General features: G+C 72.4%; 21 protein-coding genes. 10 read left to right on the top strand and 11 right to left on the bottom strand.

From position 1 onward, the window contains the following. Positions 1-27: 27 nt before the first annotated feature. Complete coding sequence (locus E1284_RS10080) at positions 28-675, bottom strand: GNAT family N-acetyltransferase (protein WP_131938754.1); 648 nt, start codon at positions 673-675, stop codon at positions 28-30. A gap of 84 nt (positions 676-759) precedes the next feature. Here E1284_RS10080 and E1284_RS10075 point away from each other — a divergent pair, with 84 nt between their 5' ends. Then, a complete protein-coding gene (locus E1284_RS10075) occupies positions 760-1,587 on the top strand; it encodes an alpha/beta fold hydrolase (protein ID WP_131938753.1) in 828 nt (275 codons plus the stop codon). Here the strand turns inward: E1284_RS10075 and E1284_RS10070 are convergent. Next, positions 1,574-1,771, bottom strand: a complete 198-nt coding sequence (locus E1284_RS10070) for a hypothetical protein (RefSeq protein WP_131938752.1) — start codon at positions 1,769-1,771, stop codon at positions 1,574-1,576. The two genes, E1284_RS10075 and E1284_RS10070, sit on opposite strands and share 14 nt — an antisense overlap. 120 nt (positions 1,772-1,891) lie before the next feature. On the opposite strand from E1284_RS10070, the gene E1284_RS10065 reads away from it, so the two are divergent. Beyond that, positions 1,892-3,109: an ROK family transcriptional regulator gene (locus tag E1284_RS10065; RefSeq protein ID WP_131938751.1), complete on the top strand. Its 1,218-nt coding sequence runs from the start codon at positions 1,892-1,894 to the stop codon at positions 3,107-3,109. A gap of 271 nt (positions 3,110-3,380) precedes the next feature. After that, a complete protein-coding gene (locus tag E1284_RS10060) occupies positions 3,381-3,842 on the top strand; it encodes a carboxymuconolactone decarboxylase family protein (RefSeq protein WP_131938750.1) in 462 nt (153 codons plus the stop codon). On the opposite strand, the gene E1284_RS10055 is transcribed toward E1284_RS10060, so the two are convergent. The 5 genes from E1284_RS10055 to E1284_RS10035 are packed head-to-tail and all read right to left on the bottom strand — an operon-like array spanning position 3,829 to position 8,397. Beyond that, positions 3,829-4,554, bottom strand: coding sequence for a hypothetical protein (locus E1284_RS10055; RefSeq protein ID WP_131938749.1), 726 nt, complete (start codon positions 4,552-4,554; stop codon positions 3,829-3,831). The two genes, E1284_RS10060 and E1284_RS10055, sit on opposite strands and share 14 nt — an antisense overlap. Continuing rightward, positions 4,538-4,822, bottom strand: coding sequence for a chorismate mutase (locus E1284_RS10050; protein WP_131938748.1), 285 nt, complete (start codon positions 4,820-4,822; stop codon positions 4,538-4,540). The genes E1284_RS10055 and E1284_RS10050 overlap by 17 nt, the downstream gene beginning before the upstream one ends. Before the next feature lie 24 nt (positions 4,823-4,846). Further along, on the bottom strand, positions 4,847-6,616 hold the full coding sequence (locus E1284_RS10045; RefSeq protein WP_131938747.1) for a protein kinase domain-containing protein: 1,770 nt from the start codon (positions 6,614-6,616) through the stop codon (positions 4,847-4,849). Positions 6,617-6,658: 42 nt separating this feature from the next. Beyond that, a complete protein-coding gene (locus E1284_RS10040) occupies positions 6,659-7,081 on the bottom strand; it encodes a MarR family winged helix-turn-helix transcriptional regulator (RefSeq protein ID WP_131938746.1) in 423 nt (140 codons plus the stop codon). Between the two features lie 20 nt (positions 7,082-7,101). After that, positions 7,102-8,397, bottom strand: coding sequence for a GH1 family beta-glucosidase (locus tag E1284_RS10035; RefSeq protein ID WP_131938745.1), 1,296 nt, complete (start codon positions 8,395-8,397; stop codon positions 7,102-7,104). 152 nt (positions 8,398-8,549) lie between these two features. Between E1284_RS10035 and E1284_RS10030 the strand changes: the two genes are divergently transcribed. The 5 genes from E1284_RS10030 (at position 8,550) to E1284_RS43010 (ending at position 13,526) form a co-directional block, all read left to right on the top strand. Further along, a complete protein-coding gene (locus tag E1284_RS10030) occupies positions 8,550-9,173 on the top strand; it encodes a TetR/AcrR family transcriptional regulator (protein ID WP_131938744.1) in 624 nt (207 codons plus the stop codon). Positions 9,174-9,269: 96 nt separating this feature from the next. Beyond that, positions 9,270-9,878: an LURP-one-related family protein gene (locus E1284_RS10025; protein ID WP_243714377.1), complete on the top strand. Its 609-nt coding sequence runs from the start codon at positions 9,270-9,272 to the stop codon at positions 9,876-9,878. 198 nt (positions 9,879-10,076) lie between these two features. Then, the gene (locus E1284_RS10020) at positions 10,077-11,183 is read left to right on the top strand and encodes a ferritin-like domain-containing protein (RefSeq protein WP_131938743.1); all 1,107 of its coding nucleotides are present in this window, start codon (positions 10,077-10,079) and stop codon (positions 11,181-11,183) included. A 297-nt stretch (positions 11,184-11,480) separates the two neighbouring features. Continuing rightward, a complete protein-coding gene (locus E1284_RS10015; RefSeq protein WP_131938742.1) occupies positions 11,481-12,431 on the top strand; it encodes a hypothetical protein in 951 nt (316 codons plus the stop codon). A 471-nt stretch (positions 12,432-12,902) separates the two neighbouring features. Next, the gene (locus E1284_RS43010) at positions 12,903-13,526 is read left to right on the top strand and encodes a septal ring lytic transglycosylase RlpA family protein (RefSeq protein ID WP_131938741.1); all 624 of its coding nucleotides are present in this window, start codon (positions 12,903-12,905) and stop codon (positions 13,524-13,526) included. 67 nt (positions 13,527-13,593) lie between these two features. Here the strand turns inward: E1284_RS43010 and E1284_RS10005 are convergent, their stop codons facing one another. After that, a complete protein-coding gene (locus E1284_RS10005; protein WP_207923670.1) occupies positions 13,594-14,541 on the bottom strand; it encodes an alpha/beta hydrolase family protein in 948 nt (315 codons plus the stop codon). Between the two features lie 250 nt (positions 14,542-14,791). Between E1284_RS10005 and E1284_RS10000 the strand changes: the two genes are divergently transcribed. Continuing rightward, on the top strand, positions 14,792-15,154 hold the full coding sequence (locus tag E1284_RS10000) for a YkvA family protein (protein ID WP_131938740.1): 363 nt from the start codon (positions 14,792-14,794) through the stop codon (positions 15,152-15,154). A gap of 88 nt (positions 15,155-15,242) precedes the next feature. Here the strand turns inward: E1284_RS10000 and E1284_RS09995 are convergent, their stop codons facing one another. The 3 genes from E1284_RS09995 to E1284_RS09985 are packed head-to-tail and all read right to left on the bottom strand — an operon-like array spanning position 15,243 to position 17,341. After that, the gene (locus E1284_RS09995) at positions 15,243-16,055 is read right to left on the bottom strand and encodes a hypothetical protein (protein WP_131938739.1); all 813 of its coding nucleotides are present in this window, start codon (positions 16,053-16,055) and stop codon (positions 15,243-15,245) included. Continuing rightward, positions 16,052-16,543, bottom strand: coding sequence for a SigE family RNA polymerase sigma factor (locus tag E1284_RS09990; protein ID WP_131938738.1), 492 nt, complete (start codon positions 16,541-16,543; stop codon positions 16,052-16,054). Before E1284_RS09990 ends, E1284_RS09995 begins: the two co-directional genes overlap by 4 nt. Before the next feature lie 48 nt (positions 16,544-16,591). After that, on the bottom strand, positions 16,592-17,341 hold the full coding sequence (locus E1284_RS09985) for an IclR family transcriptional regulator (RefSeq protein WP_279433032.1): 750 nt from the start codon (positions 17,339-17,341) through the stop codon (positions 16,592-16,594). Between the two features lie 184 nt (positions 17,342-17,525). Between E1284_RS09985 and E1284_RS09980 the strand changes: the two genes are divergently transcribed. After that, positions 17,526-18,031 (top strand): hypothetical protein (locus tag E1284_RS09980; RefSeq protein ID WP_131938737.1); only part of this gene is annotated, 506 nt, incomplete at its 3' end.

Raw genomic sequence — 18,031 nt, 5'->3', positions numbered from 1 at the left:
GGGTCGCACGCTCTCAGGTGGGGTTCATCAGGTGCTCAATCCGAACATGGGTAGGCACGGGGCCAGACCCTCGATGGTGACCGGTGTGGTGGCGTGGTTTTCCCAGTCGGCGCGGGTGAGGCGCATCCGGTGTTCGACGGTCATGGCGCCTCGGACGACCTGGCGCGCGGTGCCGTTGTCCCGGTATCCGAGCTTGCGCGATACGGCGAGGGAGGCACGGCTGTCGGCGAACGCGCGGGAAATGGCCTCGTCGGCGCCGAGGCCGGTGAACGCCAGGTGCAGGACGGCGGCTCTCATCTCGGTGCCGATGCCCTTCCCGTGGTGGCGCCGGCCGAGCCATGAACCCGTGCCCACCTGGCGGAGGACGGCCAGGTTGCGGGCACGGAGGTCCTGCTGGCCGACCACTTCACCGGCGTGGAAGACGGTGAAGTGCAACTGCCAGTCGTCCGGCGTCCATTGGCCGAGGGTGAGCCAGTGGTGCTGGACGACTCCCCGGGCGATCTCGGCGGGCGGGCGGTCCGTCCACGGGACCAAGAACGGCATCGTGTCGGGTGCGTGGACGCCTTGCGCCGCCACGTTCGCCAGAGCGCCGAGTTCTTCGGGCGACGGCAGCCGCAATTCGAGGCGCGGGGTCCGCAGCCGCAGCCCGAGCAGCGGAAAGTGTTCGGTCGGCATTCCCTCAGACTGCCGTGTCCCTCCCCCTGAGGGCATCCCGTTTTCGCGTTGCCGGGAGCGTGTCATGGCCGCGAGGATCTCCTCGTGCCTTCGTTCGCCGCCGTTGACGGGACCGAACTCGCCTACCGCGTTGTGGGTGAGGGAGAGCCGCTGATCTGCATTCCGGGTGGGCCGATGCGCGCCTCGTCCTACCTCGGTGACCTCGGCGGGCTGTCGGAGACGCGCCGGCTCGTCCTGCTGGATCTGCGGGGGACGGGCCGCTCCGCCGTGCCGGACGACCCGGCGACCTACCGCTGCGACCGGCAGGTCGCCGATATCGAGGCGCTGCGGGAGCACCTCGGGCTGGAGTGCATTGACGTCCTCGCGCATTCGGCGGGCGGGGACATCGCTCTGATCTACGCGGCCAGGTTCCCTTGGCGGGTGCGGAGCCTCGTTCTCGTTACGGCTCGTGCTCGCGCGCTGGGGGTCGACTTCACCGTGGAGCAACGCCTGGAGGCCGCTGAGCTAAGGCAGGGGGAGCCATGGTTCAAGGCCGGCTGGGACGCCTACAAGGCCATCTGGGCGGGGACGGCGACCGACGCCGACTGGGATGCCGCCGCACCCTTCTTCTATGGACGGTGGGACGACGCCGCCCGGGAGCATGCCGCCGCCGAGGTGGAGCAGACGAATGAGGAGGCCGCTGAACTGTACGCGTCCAGCGGCGCTTTTGAGCCGGTGACCGTGGCCGATACGCCCGCCTTGCTTCTTGCGGGCGAGTTGGACGGTGGGCCGCTCCCGCGCGTGGCCGCCGACATCGCCGGGCTCTTCGCGAATGCCGAACTGGTCGTCCAGCCGGGGGCCGGTCATTACCCGTGGCTCGATGACCCCGACAGCTTTGTCCGGACGGTGACGGGCTTCCTCAGAAGCCGATGATGACGAAGATGATGCCGCCGACGACGTGCGCGACGATCGTGATGATCAGGATGGCGACGAAGACGTTCTTCGCCGTCGGATGATCGAACTGGGAGCCGGGGCGGCCGCGCTGTGCGGAGCGCGCCTCGGCCTGCCGTTCGAGGTCGTCCAGCGACGGCAGGAAGGACGGTCGTCGCAAGGCCATCGGGGCAACATCCATCCTGGTCGGAAGAGGGTTTCATCATTGTCAACGCCGCGGGGGCGCGGTTGTAATCCGGTCGGTGGGGCTCGGCCGCACGATGCCCTCTTGGGTAGCTTGTGAGGCATGTCGTCCTCTCTCGTCTCCGGCCCCGCGCGGCAGGTTTCACCGTCGACGCGGCGGCGCAACCTCGGGGCCGTGCTGCGGGAGGTGCACCGGGACGGAGCGGTGCTGCGCACCGATCTCGCCGACCGGATGGGCGTCAACCGGAGCACGATCCTCACCCTGATCGCCAAGCTCGCCGCCGCCGGGCTGGTCCGGGAGGAGCCGTCGGCCGGGACGGGACGGGCGGGCCGCCCGTCGCTGGTCGTCCGCGCCGAGAGCGGCCGGGTGTACGTGCTGGCGTTCGACGTCGCGGTGGACCGGGTCGCCGCCGCCAGGGTCGGGCTCGGCGGCCGGATCCTGGACCGCAGGGAGACGTCGCGCCGTCGGGGCCGGGACGACCTGGACGAGGTGGTCGACGTCCTCGCCGGGTTCGGCGCCGAACTCGTCGCCGCCGCGCCGCCGGAGGCGGCGTGCGTCGGCGTGGGCGTGTCGTACTGCGGCATGATCAGGGCCGCCGACGGGAAGGTGCGGCTGGCGCCCACCATGGGCTGGACCGATCTCGACGTCGGGCCGGAACTCGGCCGACGGCTCGGCCTGGGCCTGCCCGTGGCCGTCGGCAACGAGGCCCACCTGGGGGCGCTCGCCGAGCACATGCGCGGGGCGGGCGCCGGCAGCCGGAACCTCATCTACCTGCACGGGGACGTCGGAGTCGGCGGCGGCATCATCGTCGGCGGCCGGCTGCTGGACGGCGACGAGGGCTACGCCGCCGAACTCGGCCACATGATCGTCAACCCGTACGACGGCCGTCCCTGCAACTGCGGCTCGCGCGGGTGCCTGGAGGCGGAGGTCGGCGAACCGGCCCTGCTGGAGGCGGCCGGACGCGCCGGCGGCCCGTTCGGACGGGACGGCGTCCGCGCGGTCGTCGCGGCGGCGGAGACCGGGGACGAGGCCGCCCGCAGGGCCCTGGACCGGGTCGGCGGCTGGCTCGGCCTCGGCGTCGTCAACCTGATCAACCTGTTCAACCCGGGCGTCGTCGTCTTCGGCGGCATGCTGAGCGAGATCTACCGGGGCGCGGCGCCGCAGGTCCGCGAGCGGGTGACGACCAGCGGCCTGCCGGTGTCCCGGGAGCGGGTCGCGCTCCGCACCGCCGCGCTCGGCTATGACGCGACGCTGGCGGGCGCCGCCGAACTCGGCTTCGCCGCGCTGCTCGCCGACCCCGTCGGCGTCCTCGTCGCGTAGCGGGCGCGCGGCGGATCAGGCGTTGCCGCCCCAGTACGGGCCGCCGTACCGCATGAGCACGCCCTCGATCTCCTTGCGGGAGCCCCGGCTCGCAGTTCGTCCACCGCGGTGCCCCGCTCTTGCGTTGTCTCCGGGCCCGGCCCGGATGATCTTCAGATTGAAACGGACCGGCGCGGCTCGCGGTAGGTCGTGAGACGCAGAAGCGGCCCGCGATGTCACATTGGTCCGGCGGGCCGCGTCTTCCGTGCGTCGAAACGATCAGGGGAGAGCCATGGAAGCGCGGATGACCAACCCCGCCTACGTCCTGCCCAGCGCGATGGAGGGCGTCGGCGGGCTGCTCCAGGCGGTCAACGAGGGCGATCTCGCGCATGAGCTGCAGGAGCTGGTCGCGCTGCGCGCCAGCCAGATCAACGGGTGCGGCGTCGGCGTGCACGGCCACGTCCACAACCTGGCCAGGGCGGGCGAGAGCGCCGAGCGGATCTCGGCCGTCGCGGCCTGGCGGGACGCGCCCTTCTTCACGGCCGCCGAGCGGGCCGCGCTCGATCTGGCCGAGCACGTCACCCGGCTCGCCGACCGGACCGCCCCGTCGGTTCCGGACGAGCTGTGGGACGAGGTCGCCGCCCATTTCGACGAGCGGCAGCTGTCGGCCCTCATCCTCGTGATCTCCCTGGAGAACCTGTTCAACCGCATGAGCACGACCGTCCGGGAGCCCGCCGGGCTCACCCCGGACTGATCAGCGAGTCGATCTCCGCGAGGAGTTGCAGCGCCGCCTCGTCGTCCGTCCGGGCGAAGGCGGCGCCCACCGCAGCGGCGGCCGGTCCACCGGTGAGCCAGTCGATGACCTGCCGGTACGTGCCCGTCGAGGCGTCCAGGAACGCGTTGCGCAAGCGCGGACGACCGCGGCGCCACATCAGCTCGCGGGTGGCGAAATCGTGCAGGTGGCCGATGGACCGCGCCGTCTCCAGGCGGCCCCATTCGTCCAGGTACGGGGCCATGTCGGCGCCCGTGACGACGAGTGCGGCGAGGGGCGTCTCCACGGTGAGGGGACCGGCCAGCGCTTGCGTCCAGTAGGCACCCAGGAAGGCGGTGATGGCGTCGCGCTGCGGCCACTCCTGCCATCCGGCCTGGGCGAGCTTTCCGAAGACGATCTCGGGGTCGGGGAACAGGAAGGCGTCATCGGCGGACAGGTCCAGCAGGCGCGGCGCGAAGTACCGGAACTCCTCCGGCCCGGCCCACGTGTTCAGCGCCTTGGCCGCATACAGGTACAGGTCGTCGGGTTCGAGATCGCGGAGCGGGCGCCGGAGCAGCGGCCGTCCCTCGTCCGGGAGGACGCAGCAGGGGCAGCCGGGCAGGTCGGCCGGGCGCGGGACGTCCGCGAACGCCGTGTAGAGGTCCTCGACCGCCCGCGCGAACGCCCGTTCCGCCGCGTCAGGAGGGGCGTCCACCCGCGTGCTCCGCCAGTTCCAGGTCGATGAAGGCGGCGATCATCGACCGCCACACGGCCTCGGCGACCTCGGGCGCCAGGCCGGCGTCCGCCGCGCGCCGGCGCGCCAGCGCGACGACCCGCTCCACCCGGTCCGGGGCGCGGACGGCCTGCTCGTCGGCCTTGAAGGCGGCGGCGGCGCGGACCAGCGCCTGCCGCTCGGCGAGCAGCCGGACGAGCTCGCCGTCGATGCGGTCGATCCCGGCGCGCACCTCGTCCAGCGATTCCATGCGCAGATCATCCCACGATGGGGGTCATGCCGCCGAGGTGCTGAACTGGGTGATCGTGATCCGCTGCTTCGGCGGGCCGTCGTCGGTGCCGCCCTCCGTGCCGCCCTTGGCGACCCGGTCGATGATCTCCATGCCGGACGTGATCTTCCCGAACACCGGATAGTCGGCCGGGAGGTCCGGTGCGTCCTCGTAGAGGATGAAGAACTGGCTGCCGTTGGTGTTCGGCCCCGCGTTGGCCATCGCCACCGTGCCCCTGGAGTAGGACGCACCGGACGTGTTCTCGTTGGCGAACATGTAGGAGGGGCCGCCCTGCCCGGTGCCGGTCGGGTCACCGCACTGGAGCACCTTCAAGGTGGGGTTCGTCGTCAGGCGGTGGCAGGACGTGCCGTCGTAGAAGTTCTTGCTCACGAGGAAGGCCAGCGAGTTCACCGTGCAGGGCGCCGCCGCGGGGTCCAGCGTCAGCTCCAGCGTGCCCAGGTTGGTGGTGATGGTCGCCCTGGTCGGCTGCGCGCCCGCGACGCGGGTCGGCGGCGTCCCGACGGACTTGCCGTTCTGGCTCGACGACGGCGGATAACCGCACGTCCGCCCGGCCGCCGCCGTCGGGGTGACCGGTGTGCGGTCCTTCTCTCCACCGCCGCCGTTCTTCAGTAGGACGGCGGTGGCGAGTCCGCCCACCACCAGCAGCACCCCGGCCGCCGCCGCGGCGGCGACCAGCAGCGGACGCCCGCTCCGCCCGGCCGGTGGCGCGCTCCCCGCGTACGGGAACCCGGGAGGCGGCGGCAGCGGCCCACCCGCGGGCACACCGGCGCCGGGCAGCGTCCCGGCACCGAACGGCCCTCCTGCGCCGGGCGCCGTCCCGCCGCCGGACGGCGTGTCGGCGGCCTGCGGAGCCCAGGGGACGGGCGGAGGCGGCGCCATAGAGGGCTGGGGCGCAGCGGAGGGCCGGGCCGCGGCGGAGGTGCCTTCGGCGAGGAGGTTCGCGTCCGGGCCGATGCCGAGGAGGCGCTGCAGCACCTGCGTGGCGGTCAGCCGGGCCGCCGGGTCCTTGGCCAGGCAGGACGTCACCAGGTCGCGCAGCCGCTCGGTCAGCGCGCCCAGCTCCGGCTCCCCGTACAGGATGCGCTGCATGATCGCCGGGACGGAGTCGGTCCCGAACGGCGGCACCCCGTTGGCGGCGTACGCCATCGTGCAGGCCCAGGCGAACATGTCCACCGGAGCACCGCCGGGCGTCCCGGCGACCTGCTCGGGCGCCATGTAGGCGGGCGTGCCGACCGCGCCGGTCATGGTGGCGGAGGTGGCGTCGAGCGGCCGGGCGATGCCGAAGTCGATGACCTTCGGGCCGTCCGGGCCGAGCAGCACGTTGGCCGGTTTGAAGTCGCGGTGGACGACGCCCGCCTCGTGGATCGCCGCGAGCGCGGTGGCGGTGCCGATCGCTAGCCTGACCTGCTCGTCGGGGGATGCGGTGCCGTGCTCGGCGATGAGGTCGCGCAGCGACGGCCCGTCGACGTACTCGGTGACGATGTGCGGGAGGTCGTCGTCGGCGGTGGCGGCGAGGATGCGCGCGGTGCAGAACGGGGCCACGCGCTGGGCCGCGGCCAGCTCCCGCTCGAAGGCGGTGCGCGCCCGCGGGTCCCGGCCGAAGTCGGCGTGCAGGAGCTTCACCGCGACCCGCTGCCCGGTGCCCGACTCGCCCAGGAACACGGTGCCCTGGGCGCCTTCGCCGATGCGGGCCGTCAGCCGGAACCCGGCCACCTCACGCGGATCACTGGCCCGCAGCGGACGAGTCTCCGGCATCCACGACCTCCCCGACGAAACGGAGAGAGAAGACTATCGGGGTCAGCCCGGCCGGCCGATGCGGAGCAGCAGGTCGAGCAGGGCGGCCCGCTCCTCCTCCGACAGCGGCGCGAAGATCTCGGCGAGGACGTCGTCGGCGACGGCGTGCCCGGCCGCCAGGATCTTCTCGCCGGCGGGCGTGAGGTGGTGCTCGATGCTGCGGCCGCGGCCGGGGCGCCGGTCGATCAGGTTCTGGGCGGCCAGGCGCCCGCCGAGCGTCCCGAACGCCTGCTCGCTCTGGAACGTCTCCGCGGCCAGCGCCCGCGCGGACGCCCCCGGCGAGCGGCTGATCGCCCGCAGCGCGTCCCACTGCGCCAGCGTGGTGCCGACAGCGGCGAGCCTGCTGTCGAGCATCCGGTGCTTCCGCTGCTGGGCCTGCTTGACGGCTCTTCCGAGGACTTGGAGATCGACGACATCGACGGGCATGAGTCCAGCCTAGAACCGGGCTAGGACGACGCTACGAGGTCCCTGTACCAGTTGTACGACTTCTTGGGCGTGCGCTTCTGCGTCTCGTAGTCGACGTGGACGAGCCCGAAGCGCGGGTGGTACCCCTCCGCCCATTCGAAGTTGTCCAGCAGCGACCACGCGAAGTAGCCGCGGATGTCGACCCCCTCGTCGATGGCCGTCCGCACGGCCTTGATGTGGGCGTCCATGAACTCGATGCGGGACGAGTCGTCCACCGTGCCGTCCGGGCCGATCTCGTCCGGGAAGGAGCATCCGTTCTCGGTGATGTAGAGCGGCGGCAGGTCGTACCTGGTGTCGAGCGTACGGAGCAGTGACAGGAACGCGTCCGGGACGATCGGCCACCCCATCCCGGTGGTCGGGTACTCGGTGATGTCGGCGATGTCGAAGGGCAGCGGCCCCTCGGACGGCGTCGTCAGCCGCGTCGGGTGGTAGTAGTTCACTCCCAGGAAGTCGATGGGCGACGCGATGACCGACATGTCCGCGGAACGGATGTACGGCGCGTCCCCCATCAACTCGGGGTAGCGGCCGAGCAGCACCGGGTCGGTGAACAGCCGGTTCATGAACGCGTCGAACGCGTCGGCGGCGGGCTGGTCCGCCGGCGTCGCGGCCCAGGCCGGGGAGTAGTGGTTCGTCAGCCCGACGGCGCGGGCGTTGCGGCTGCGGAGCGCGTTGACGGCGAGGCCGTGGCCGAGGAGCTGGTGGTGCGCGGTGGGGAGCGCGTCGAGCATGAGGGCCCGGCCGGGCGCGTAGACGCCGAACGCGTAGCCGTAGGCCATGACGACCACGGGCTCGTTCAGGGTTATCCACATGTCGACGCGGTCGGCGAGCCGCTCGGCCGCCAGGTAGGAGAATTCGGCGAACCGGTAGGCGGTGTCGCGTTCCAACCAGCCGCCTGCGTCTTCGAGCGGCTGCGGGAGGTCCCAGTGGTAGAGGGTGGCGGCGGGCGCGATGCCGGCGGCGAGCAGCCCGTCGACGAGCCGGTCGTAGAAGTCGAGGCCCCGGGCGTTGACCGGGCCGCTCCCGGACGGCTGGACGCGCGGCCACGCGATCGAGAACCGGTAGGCGTCCACGCCGAGGCCCGACATCAGTGCGACGTCCTCCGGCCACCGGTGGTAGTGGTCGCAGGCGACGTCGCCGGTGTGGCCGTCCCGGACGCGTCCGGGCGTGTGCGCGAAGGTGTCCCAGGTGGACGGGCCCCGCCCGTCCTCGTCCACCGCGCCCTCGATCTGGTAGGCGGCGGTGGCGACGCCCCATCGGAAGCCCTCTGGAAACCCCATCGCCGTTCCCTTCCCCGCGTGCCCGGCCGAAATGCGAATAGCTTTCGGATATTAGTGCCGGGGTGGTGCGGGCGGAAGACTCCGGTGGCCCCGGGGTGCGCAACGGCAGGCCGCGCATGCCGGGCACCCCCGTGATCGGGGACAATGGCGGGGTGACCGAGATCCGGACCCCGCTCCGCCGCCGCCCCGCCCAGCGCCGCAGCGCCGAACGCGTCCAGCGGATGCTCGACGCCTGCGCGGACATCCTCGACGAGGACGGCTACGACGGCCTGACCACGACGCGCATCGCGCAGCGCGCCGAGGTGGCGATCGGCTCGGTGTACCAGTTCTTCCCCGACAAGCGCGCGGTCGCGCAGGCGCTCGCGCTGCGCAACCTGGAGGAGTTCGGCGACCGCATCTCGGCGCGCCTCGTCGAGGGCGGCTTCGACGACTGGTCCGACACGGTCGGCGCGATCATCGAGATCTTCGTGGAGATGCACCGCACCGTCCCCGGCTTCCGGGTGCTGCGGTTCGGCGACGTCGCCGACGTCAACCTGCTCGACTCCGACGCCGACAACAACGCGGTCGTCGCCGACCGGCTGCGCACGCTGATCGTCAGCACGTTCGGCGTCCAGGACAGCCCCGGCCTCGCCACCGCGCTCGCCATCGCGGTCGAGGCCGGCGACGCCGTGCTGAAGATGGCGTTCCGCCGCGACCCGGCCGGCGACCCCGAGATCGTCGCCGAGGCCGAGCGCCTCATCCACGGCTACCTCGCGTCCCACATCCGGAAGTCCTGACCCCGCGACCGGCGCCTCGTCCCACCTTGTCCTGAAAAACACGGGATGAAGGGGACGTGCTATGGCAGACTCCACCCGCACAACGCGACAGAACGGGTGAGTCCGCTGGACGAAGAGAGACTCCAGGCGCAGAGCAGGCTGCTGATCCGGCAGCGGGTGCGCCTGATGGTGAACCAGTACGAGGTGCACGCCGAGGCGCCCGGCGGCGGGGAGGGCGAGCTGCTCGCCTTCGCGCAGCAGAAGCGGCTCGCGTTCAAGGAGCAGGTCACCCTGTACTCGGACGACTCCAAGACGCGTCCGATCCTCGGCTTCAAGGCGCGCAAGCGCATCGACCTGGCCTCCGCGTACGACATCACGGACGCGCACGGCCAGCCCATCGGGGTCTTCCGCAAGGACTTCAAGAAGTCGCTGCTGGCCTCGACCTGGCATCTGGAGCAGCCGGGCCTCGGGGTGACCACGGGCAGCGAGCGCAACAAGTTCGTGGCGGTGCTCCGCCGCGTCTGGCAGATCATCCCCTACGTGGACAGCCTGCCGTTCGCCTGGCCGTACCACTTCGACTTCTACGCAGGCGACCAGGTCGTCTTCTCGGTGGAGAAGAAGTTCGGCTTCCGCGACCGGTACACCGTCGACATCAAGGACCCGCGCCTCGACCGCCGCCTGGTGATCGCGCAGGCCGTCGGCCTGGACGCCCTCCAGTCCCGTTGACCCGCGCACGCGCCCGCGTCGCCCGCGTCCCCGCTCCGGGGGTGCGGGCGACGGCCTTTCCGACGGCTTTTCCCTCGGTTGGTTCCCCGGTGACGCTGGTTTCCCCGTGCTTTACATGTTACGAAGGTATGTAAAGCCGTGGGCGGTGCTACCGGCGTCGCGAAGGCGCGGCGCAACGCCTGGAGGAGGATCCCCCCCGTGAGTTCCTTTGACCTCTACTCCACCCCGGTCCCGACCGAGACGTGGAACGTCCCCATGGCGGGAGAAACCCGCTTCACCTGGGAGTACGACGACGGACGCGACCGGCTGCTGAACCTGTACCAGAAGGGCAAGGACAAGCAGTGGGACGCGCAGAAGCGCATCGACTGGGACCTCGAGGTCGACCCGCTGAACGTCGCCGGCCTGCCGGAGAACTTCAACCCCCTCTTCGGGTCCGACATCTGGGAGAAGATGTCGCAGAAGGAGCGGGACGAGTTCGGCCGCCACCAGGGCTCCTGGTTGTTCAGCCAGTTCCTGCACGGCGAGCAGGGCGCGCTGAACGTGTCGGCGCGGATCGTCCAGTCCGTCCCCGACCTGGACTCGAAGTTCTACGCCGCCACCCAGACCATGGACGAGGCGCGGCACGTCGAGCTCTACACGAAGTTCGTGCACGAGAAGATCGGCATGTACTACCCGATCAACCAGGACCTCGCGAAGCTGCTCGCCGAGTCGCTGGAGGACAGCCGCTGGGACCTGCCCTACCTCGGCATGCAGGTCCTCATCGAGGGCCTCGCGCTCGCCGCGTTCGGGCTGTACCGCGACATGTCGACGAACCCGCTGGTCAAGCAGCTGCTCGCGTACGTCATGCAGGACGAGGCGCGGCACGTCGCGTTCGGCCGGCTCGCGCTCAAGGACTACTACGCCGAGCTCACCAGCAAGGAGCGGGCCGAGCGCGAGGAGTTCGTGGTCGAGGGCTGCTACCTCATGCGCGACCGGTTCAAGGGGCGCGAGATCTTCGAGCAGCTCGACATGCCGGTCGACAAATGCATGGAGTTCGTCGACAACTCCGATATGTACACCCTCTATCAGTCGCTGCTGTTCAGCCGGATCGTCCCGTGCGTCCGGGACGTCGGGCTGTGGGGCGACAAGGTGCAGGCCGCCTACCAGGACATGGGCGTGCTCGACAACGCCAAGGCCGACCTTGAGGCGCTGATGAAGCAGGACGAGGAGATCGCCGAGAAGGTCGACGAGGAGAAGTACGCGGCCGAGCTCGCGGCGCGCCAGGAGGAGGTCGACCAGGCCATCTCCCTCGGCTCGGCCGAGTAGTCCGGCCCCGGCGGCCGGCCCGAGCGGGCCGGTACGGGCATCCGGCCGGAGCGGGGGCGTCCTTTGCGGGGACGCCCCCGCTTCGCCGTTTTTCGGACCTTGTCGCATTTGCCGTCCCGGTCGATTTCCCGACCGGATCCGGAGATCTTTCTGCTGTTTACCAAGTGATTCTCGAATTCGCCGTGCGGGCCCCCGGGCTGTACTAATGTCCCCGCTCGACGGTGCGCCGCTCTTGCCAGCCGCGCGGGCGCACAACACACACGTGCAGGGTCACAACCGAAAACCCCGGGGGAAGAAATGAACCGAACAGCCAGGAGCCTGCTGGGCGCCGCCGTCCTCGCTCCACTGGCCGCGGCGCTCGCCGTCGCGTCCGCGCCCGCGAACGCCGCGCTCGGCGCGGCGGCCCGCGCGGACGCCGCGCCCGGCCCGTCCACCGCCCTCCTCTACGACACGGCCGCCGCGGCCTACCCGGTGACCAGGAGGCTCCCCGACCCCGTCCTGCAGAGCACCGGCCGGACCGCCGAGACGGTGACCGGCACCGTCGACCGCACGCTCGGCGTCGCGCCCGCCACGTCCGGGCTCCGCGCCGGAACCGCCCGCTGCAAGCTGAACCCGGGCAAGACGCTCAACAACGAGACCGCGGCCGGCCTCCCGGAGGCGCCGGTGCCCGGCGTCGGCGCGGCCGCGCTGGACGGCCTGCCCAAGGGCGACTGCCTGGGCAGGCGCGGTGACGTCCTCCGCAAGAGCGCGCTGCCCGTTCCGGGCGGGGCGACCGGGGCGCTGCTGCGGGGCGCGGGCCAGGTCGCCGGCGCGCTCGGCGGCGGTGAGATCGGCCGGCTCGCCGGAGCGGCGCCCGCGCTCCCGGCCGCCCGCCGCGCCGGCATGCCGGTGAGCACGGCGCTGCCCGCCGCGGCGCCGGCCGCTGTGCCCGCCGACCTGCCGAGCGTGCCGTCCGCGCTCGGCTTCGCGCAGCCCGGCGACCTGCCGGTGAGCTCGATGCTCTTCCCGGCGCGCGACCGGCGCGCCACGCCGCTGCCGTCCGACGACGTCCTCGGCCAGGCCAACGACACCGTGAACACGGCCGGCGCGAACCTCGACCGGACGGAGGAGGGCGTCGGCGAGGTCGTGGACGTCCTGAAGGCGAAGGACCCGGCCGCGCGCCCGGCCGACGGGCTGCTGTCGGACGGCCCGCTGTCGATGCCCGACGTGTCCTCGCTCGCGCTTCCCGCGCTGCCCGGCAGCGGGTGACGCATCCCTCCTCATCCCACGCTCACGGGGCGTTCCGCAGGTGCCGCCGGCACCCGCGGGACGCCCCGTTTCGTTGCCGAGCAAGCGATTGTTATATGACCGAGATCACATGGCCAAGGGCGAGTAAAGAAGATCTACAAACGCAGTTACCGTGCGGAGTTGATCGACTTCTCAGCGCAAAGAGTAGGGTGACAAACCCCACAAACCAGGGCCCTGCGTCTTGATTCACGCGGGACGCAACGTACGGTCAAGGACTTGTGCGGCGCTTTAGAGATCAAAAGTAAAGATGCTTTTCCAGCCGCACTTACCGGACGCCGGACCGCGAGGACGCGGAGCGCCTGAGAGAGCGGCGCTGGAGGCGGGCGAGCGAGCCCGCGTCGGCGGAGGACCCGGGGCCGAGCGAGGCAGCCCGGGCACGCCGTGAGTTGAGCCGGACGTCCGGGGCCCTGTCCCCTAACAAAGGACTCCTCTGTGGGTAGCCCTGTCCGGCGTCTTCTCCGAGCACGCCTGCGCACCGTTCTGATCATCTCCGGAGCCGCCGTCGCCGTCCTGGCGGCGGGCGCGTTCGCCCTCGTCAACGGCGACGGATCCGCGCGATCCGCACGCGCCGCGCAGACCGGGCCGCCGGGCGACCCGCTTGCGGGCCGGCCGAACGCCGACGCGCCGCGGGCGAGCCGCGGCGGGACACGCGCTCCGGAACCGTCGCCGACGGAGTCCCCGGAGAAGAAGCGGCCCAAGTCCGACACCGAGGCCGCGCACCTGGCGAAACCGAAGAAGAAGACCGACAAGAAGGACCGCAAGGTGCTTTCGTCGGGCTCCTGCGAGGCCTCCTACTACTGGGAGGGCCAGATGACCGCGAGCGGTGAGGCCTTCGACCCGAGCGAGCTGACGGCCGCGCACAAGACGCTGCCGATGGGCTCCAAGGTCCGGGTGACGAACAAGAACAACGGCCGCTCGGTCGTCGTCCGCATCAACGACCGGGGCCCGTACGCGGGCGGCCGCTGCCTGGACCTGTCCAGGGCGGCGATGAAGAAGGTCGGCGGCACCGGCGCGGGCGTGATCCCCGTCCGCTACGAGGTCCTGTCGCGCGGCTGATCCGCACGTTCACGGCCGATCCACCCGCCCGGCGGGCGCTCGACCGCGCCCGCCGGGCGGAGGCCGCTCACCGCCGGTGCCCGGCCACGGCGCCGGGCAGCCCTTCCGAGTCGTCCTGCCCGGCCGCGGACCAGGCCCCGTGCCGCCCGTCCTCCGCGGACGCCGCGCCCGCCGCCCGCGGCTCCGCGGGGTCGGCCAGATGGTCGCGGAACCAGTCGGTGAGGGCGGTGTCCACCTGGACGGCCTCGGTGATCGGCGGGCGCGGCTCGGTGCCGGGCTCGGCCGCCAGCGCGTGCCCCATGCGGAACGTGGTGGACTCGACCGGCCCCTCGCCGTGCCGGCGCAGCAGGTCGCGCAGGGACGCGACCTCCCGCGCGGGGACGACGCGGTCCCTGGCACCGCCGACGAGCAGCATCGGGACGTCCCGTCCGGCGAGGTCGGGGGCCAGCGCGCCGAGGTCGAGGCGGTCGGCGAGGCCGGCGGCGCGGGCCGTCCAGTCCCGGTCGCGGCCGGACCGCTTCTCCACGGCCCGCGCGGCCCGCGCCGGGGCGACGACGGGCGCCACGAGCGCGGCGGTGCGCACCGGAACGGCGCCGCGCAGCACGGCCAGCAGCGCGGCGGCGGCGCCCGCGCTGAAGCCCGCCAGGGCCACCGGGCCGTCCGGGATCGCGAGGTCGCGGCGGATGTCCGCGAGCGCGGCGGGCAGCCGCTCGGCGGCGCCGTCCACCGCCGCGCAGTACGCCTCGATCGCCTCGGTCTCCAGGATCGCGCCGGAGCCGAGCCCGCCGGACGGGCGTCCCGGCAGGTCGAGGAAGACCCGCCACACCGGCACGCCGGTCATCGGGACCGCCGCCGCGAGCGCCGCCGCCGTGCGGGGCGGGTCGAAGCCGGGCCAGGCCACGATCAGCCGAGCCGGGCCCGACGCGGTCGCGTCCACCGCGGTCGGGGGCAGCGCGACGTAGGGGTCGCCCGCCGCGGTGCCGTGGACGGGACGGTGCGTATGGTCGCCGCTCATATCCGTTCGTCAGCTCCTGCGATGCTCGACGGGTCGTGCCGGTCGTGCTGGGGAGGCGCCCGTGGGGGACATGCTGGCAGCGGACGCCAGCCAACACGCCGTGAAACGCCGCAGGTCGACCGCGAGAGTGAGGAAGAACTCACCTGAGGTCACCCCGACGAGGGGGAACATTTCCGGCGATCGTCACGTCCTAGATATGCGTGGGCGCCGCGGGGGCGCGCCCTCCTGACCGTTCCGACGAGGAGTGCTCGTGAACAGGAAGCGGAGTGCGGCCGCCGCCGGGCAGGCCTGGCAGATCTACAGCGAGACCCTTCAGCCGGACGCGCCGGGGCTCTGGACGCGGATGCGCGCCGTCCCGCGCATGCTCAAGGCGGTCCTGCGCGGGCAGTACAAGGGCATGTCGTTCGGGACGCTCGGCCTGCTCGCGCTGGGCCTGGTCTACATCGTCTCCCCGATCGACGCCATTCCCGACATGATCCCCATCGCGGGCATCGCCGACGACACCGGTCTGGCCCTGTGGCTGGCCGCCGTCCTGGTCAGGTCGGCGGGCGACTTCGTCACCTGGGAGCGCGGCGGACGCCCCACCGTCATCGTCGGCGAACCCGTCGACTGACGCACCACGCCTGACGCACCACGACCGACGCACCGCGGCGCCCTCGCCTACCGCGAGGGCGCCGCGCGCGCATTGGTGAGACCCGATATCAGGGCTGGTCGAGGTGCACCGGCGTGCCGTAGCCGGAGAAGTCGATCACGGACGTGAAGTGCACTGGATCGCGGTCGGCGATCTCGGGGGTCGCCGACCGGATGACGGTCTTCTGCTCGATCCGCCGGACCTTCTGGTCCGCGACCGTGACGGTCCCGGTGACGCGGTCGCCCGTGGGCGGCCCGCCGGTCTTGGCCGGGACGTAGCTGAACGTGTACGTCCCACCGCCTGCGGACGTCACCTTGCCGAGCGTCGACAGGCGCTTGAGCAGGGACGCCGGGTCGGCCGCGAGCGACGCCGGGGCGAGCGTGCCCCGCGACAGCACGCTGAAGCCGCCCTCGACCTCCTTCCACTCGCCGCGGTGGACGTAGGTCTTGCCGCCGATGAACCGCAGTTCCGGTGCCGTCCGCGCGGACAGCGGCCCGCGCAGGTAGCCGCGGTGCTTCGCGGCGTCGAAGGCCCCCCGGTACCGCTCGACGTGCGCGGGGCGGTCGCCCTGCCGCATCGTGTTGGCCATCTCCACCTTGAAGCTGGTCGCGGCGGTCGCCTCCACGGCGGCGACCAGGCTCGTCCGTCCGTCCGCGTCGCCGGGCGCCGTGCCGGGGGCCGTCCCGGACGCCGGGCCGGCCGCGAGCGCGACCGCCAGCGCGCCGGCCGCGGCGGCCGTGGTGGACGCCCCGAGCACCGCCGCCCGCCGGGTCCGCTTCGCCCGCCTGCCGCGCCGCAGCACCTCGTCCACCGGGGCGGGGGACGGCGGGGCGCCGGCCAGCGAGCCGAGCGCCGTCGTGAGCCGCTGATCCCGGACGTTCACAGGGAGACCTCCTCTTTCGCGCCGAGCAAGCCGCGCAGCCGCGCCATCGCCCGGGAATGCTGCTTCTTGACGGTTCCGACGGAGCATCCCAGCGCCGCCGCGACCGACTTCTCCGTCATGTCCTCGTAGTGGCGCAGGAAGACGATGGCGCGCTGCCGCTGCGGAAGCGCGAGCAGCGCGCGGCGGAACTCGTCGTCCGGCCCCGCCGGTGCCGCGGCACCGCCGTCGGGCGCGGTGGCCGTGAGCGTCTCCCTGCGGTGCCGCCGCCAGCGGCTGACGTTGCCGTTGACGAGCATGCGCCGCAGGTAGGCGTCGGGCTCGCCCGCCGAGACGCGGCGCCACCGCACGTAGAGCCGCACCAGGCAGTCCTGGAGCAGCTCCTCCGCGAGGTGCGGGTCGCCGGTCAGGAGAACGGCCAGCCCGTAATGCCGGGTCCATGCCGCCGCGACGAAGGCGCTGTACGCGTCGTCGTGCGTTGTTTCGTTCACGGCGCTACAACGCGGCGGGGGCGGCGGAAGGTTGACAGCCGGCGCGCGTCAGGATGTCGAGGGGCTCAGTTCCTTCGCGAAGCGTTCGGCGGCGTCCCGCATGATGGGCACGACGCCCGGGACGGCCTCGCGCGTCATGCGCCCGGACGGGCCGGACACCGAGATCGCCGTCAGCGCAGGCGCCCCCGGCAGCGGCACCGCGACGCAGCGGACGCCGATCTCCTGCTCCTCATCGTCCAGCGCGTAACCCTGCTCGCGGATCCGCCGCAGCTCCGCCAGCAGCGCGTCCGGATCGGTGAACGTCTTGGGCGTGTGCGCGTCCATGCCCGTCCGGGCCAGGATCTCGCGCACCTTCTGGTCGGACAGCTGCGACAGCAGCGCCTTGCCCACACCGGTGCAGTGCGGCTGGACGCGCCGTCCCACCTCGGTGAACATGCGCATCGAGTGCTTGGACGGGACCTGCGCGACGTAGACGGCCTCGTCGCCCTCCAGGACCGCCATGTTGGCCGTCTCGCCGACCTCGTCGACCAGGCGGGCCAGCACCGGCCGCGCCCACGTGCCGAGCAGCCGGCTCGCGCCCTCGCCCAGCCGGACCAGCCGCGGGCCGAGCGCGTACCGCTTGGACGGCTCCTGCCGGACGTACCCCTTGTTCACCAGCGTGCGCATCAGCCGGTAGATCGTGGGCATCGGCAGCCCGGAGACCTCCGTCAGCTCCGACAGCGCCATCTCGCCCCCCGCGTCCGCCAGATGCTCCAGCAGGTCGAACGCGCGCTCCAGCGACCGAACGGCCTCCGCCACCCCGGGTCTCCTCTCCCTCGCAACCCACCAGATTCTACGGAGAACCGATTTCACTCTACGAAAGAGGGGCGGTTGCCGGAGTGCTGCACGTTACTCCCGGCGATCACGTGGCAATAACAACCCTGTGCCCGGCGCCGCGGCGCCGCCCCCCTGGCAGCCATGCAGGAGACCGCTGGGGGGAACGGTGCGCCGAGGGACCCGCTGGGGCGCGATCGCGGCCGGCGCCGCACTGGCCGTACCGCTGACGCTGGTGAGCCCCGCCGCGGAGGCCGTCGAGGACGGGCGCCGTCCCGCCGTCCGGTTGCTGCTGGACCTGACGACCGCTGAGGGCACCGCCACCGGACGCGACCATGCGCTGAGGTACACGGTCCGCGTCCGCGCCGAAGACGGCGTCGCGCACGGCACCACCTTGCACCTCACTGCCGACCGCCCCTTTTCTTGGACGCGGCACGACCCCGGCTGCACCCGTTCCGCCTCCGGTGACCGACTCCGCTGCGCCGTAGGCGATGTGGGCGAGCGACCGGCCGCACGTACGGCCACCCTCCGGATCCCGTCGTCGGCGATGTCGACGCCGTCCGCACAACCCTTGAGCGTCGTCGCCACAGCGGACGCCTCCAACGCGCCCCGCCGCATGGTCCGCGCGGTCTTCGCCTTCTCCAGCACGACCCCGACCCCGACGAAGACACCGAC

This window comes from Actinomadura bangladeshensis (assembly GCF_004348335.1).
In the GTDB taxonomy this organism is placed as follows: Bacteria; Actinomycetota; Actinomycetes; order Streptosporangiales; family Streptosporangiaceae; genus Spirillospora; species Spirillospora bangladeshensis.
The sequence above is the reverse complement of the archived record's forward strand: the minus strand, read 5'-3'. Positions and strand labels throughout refer to the sequence as shown.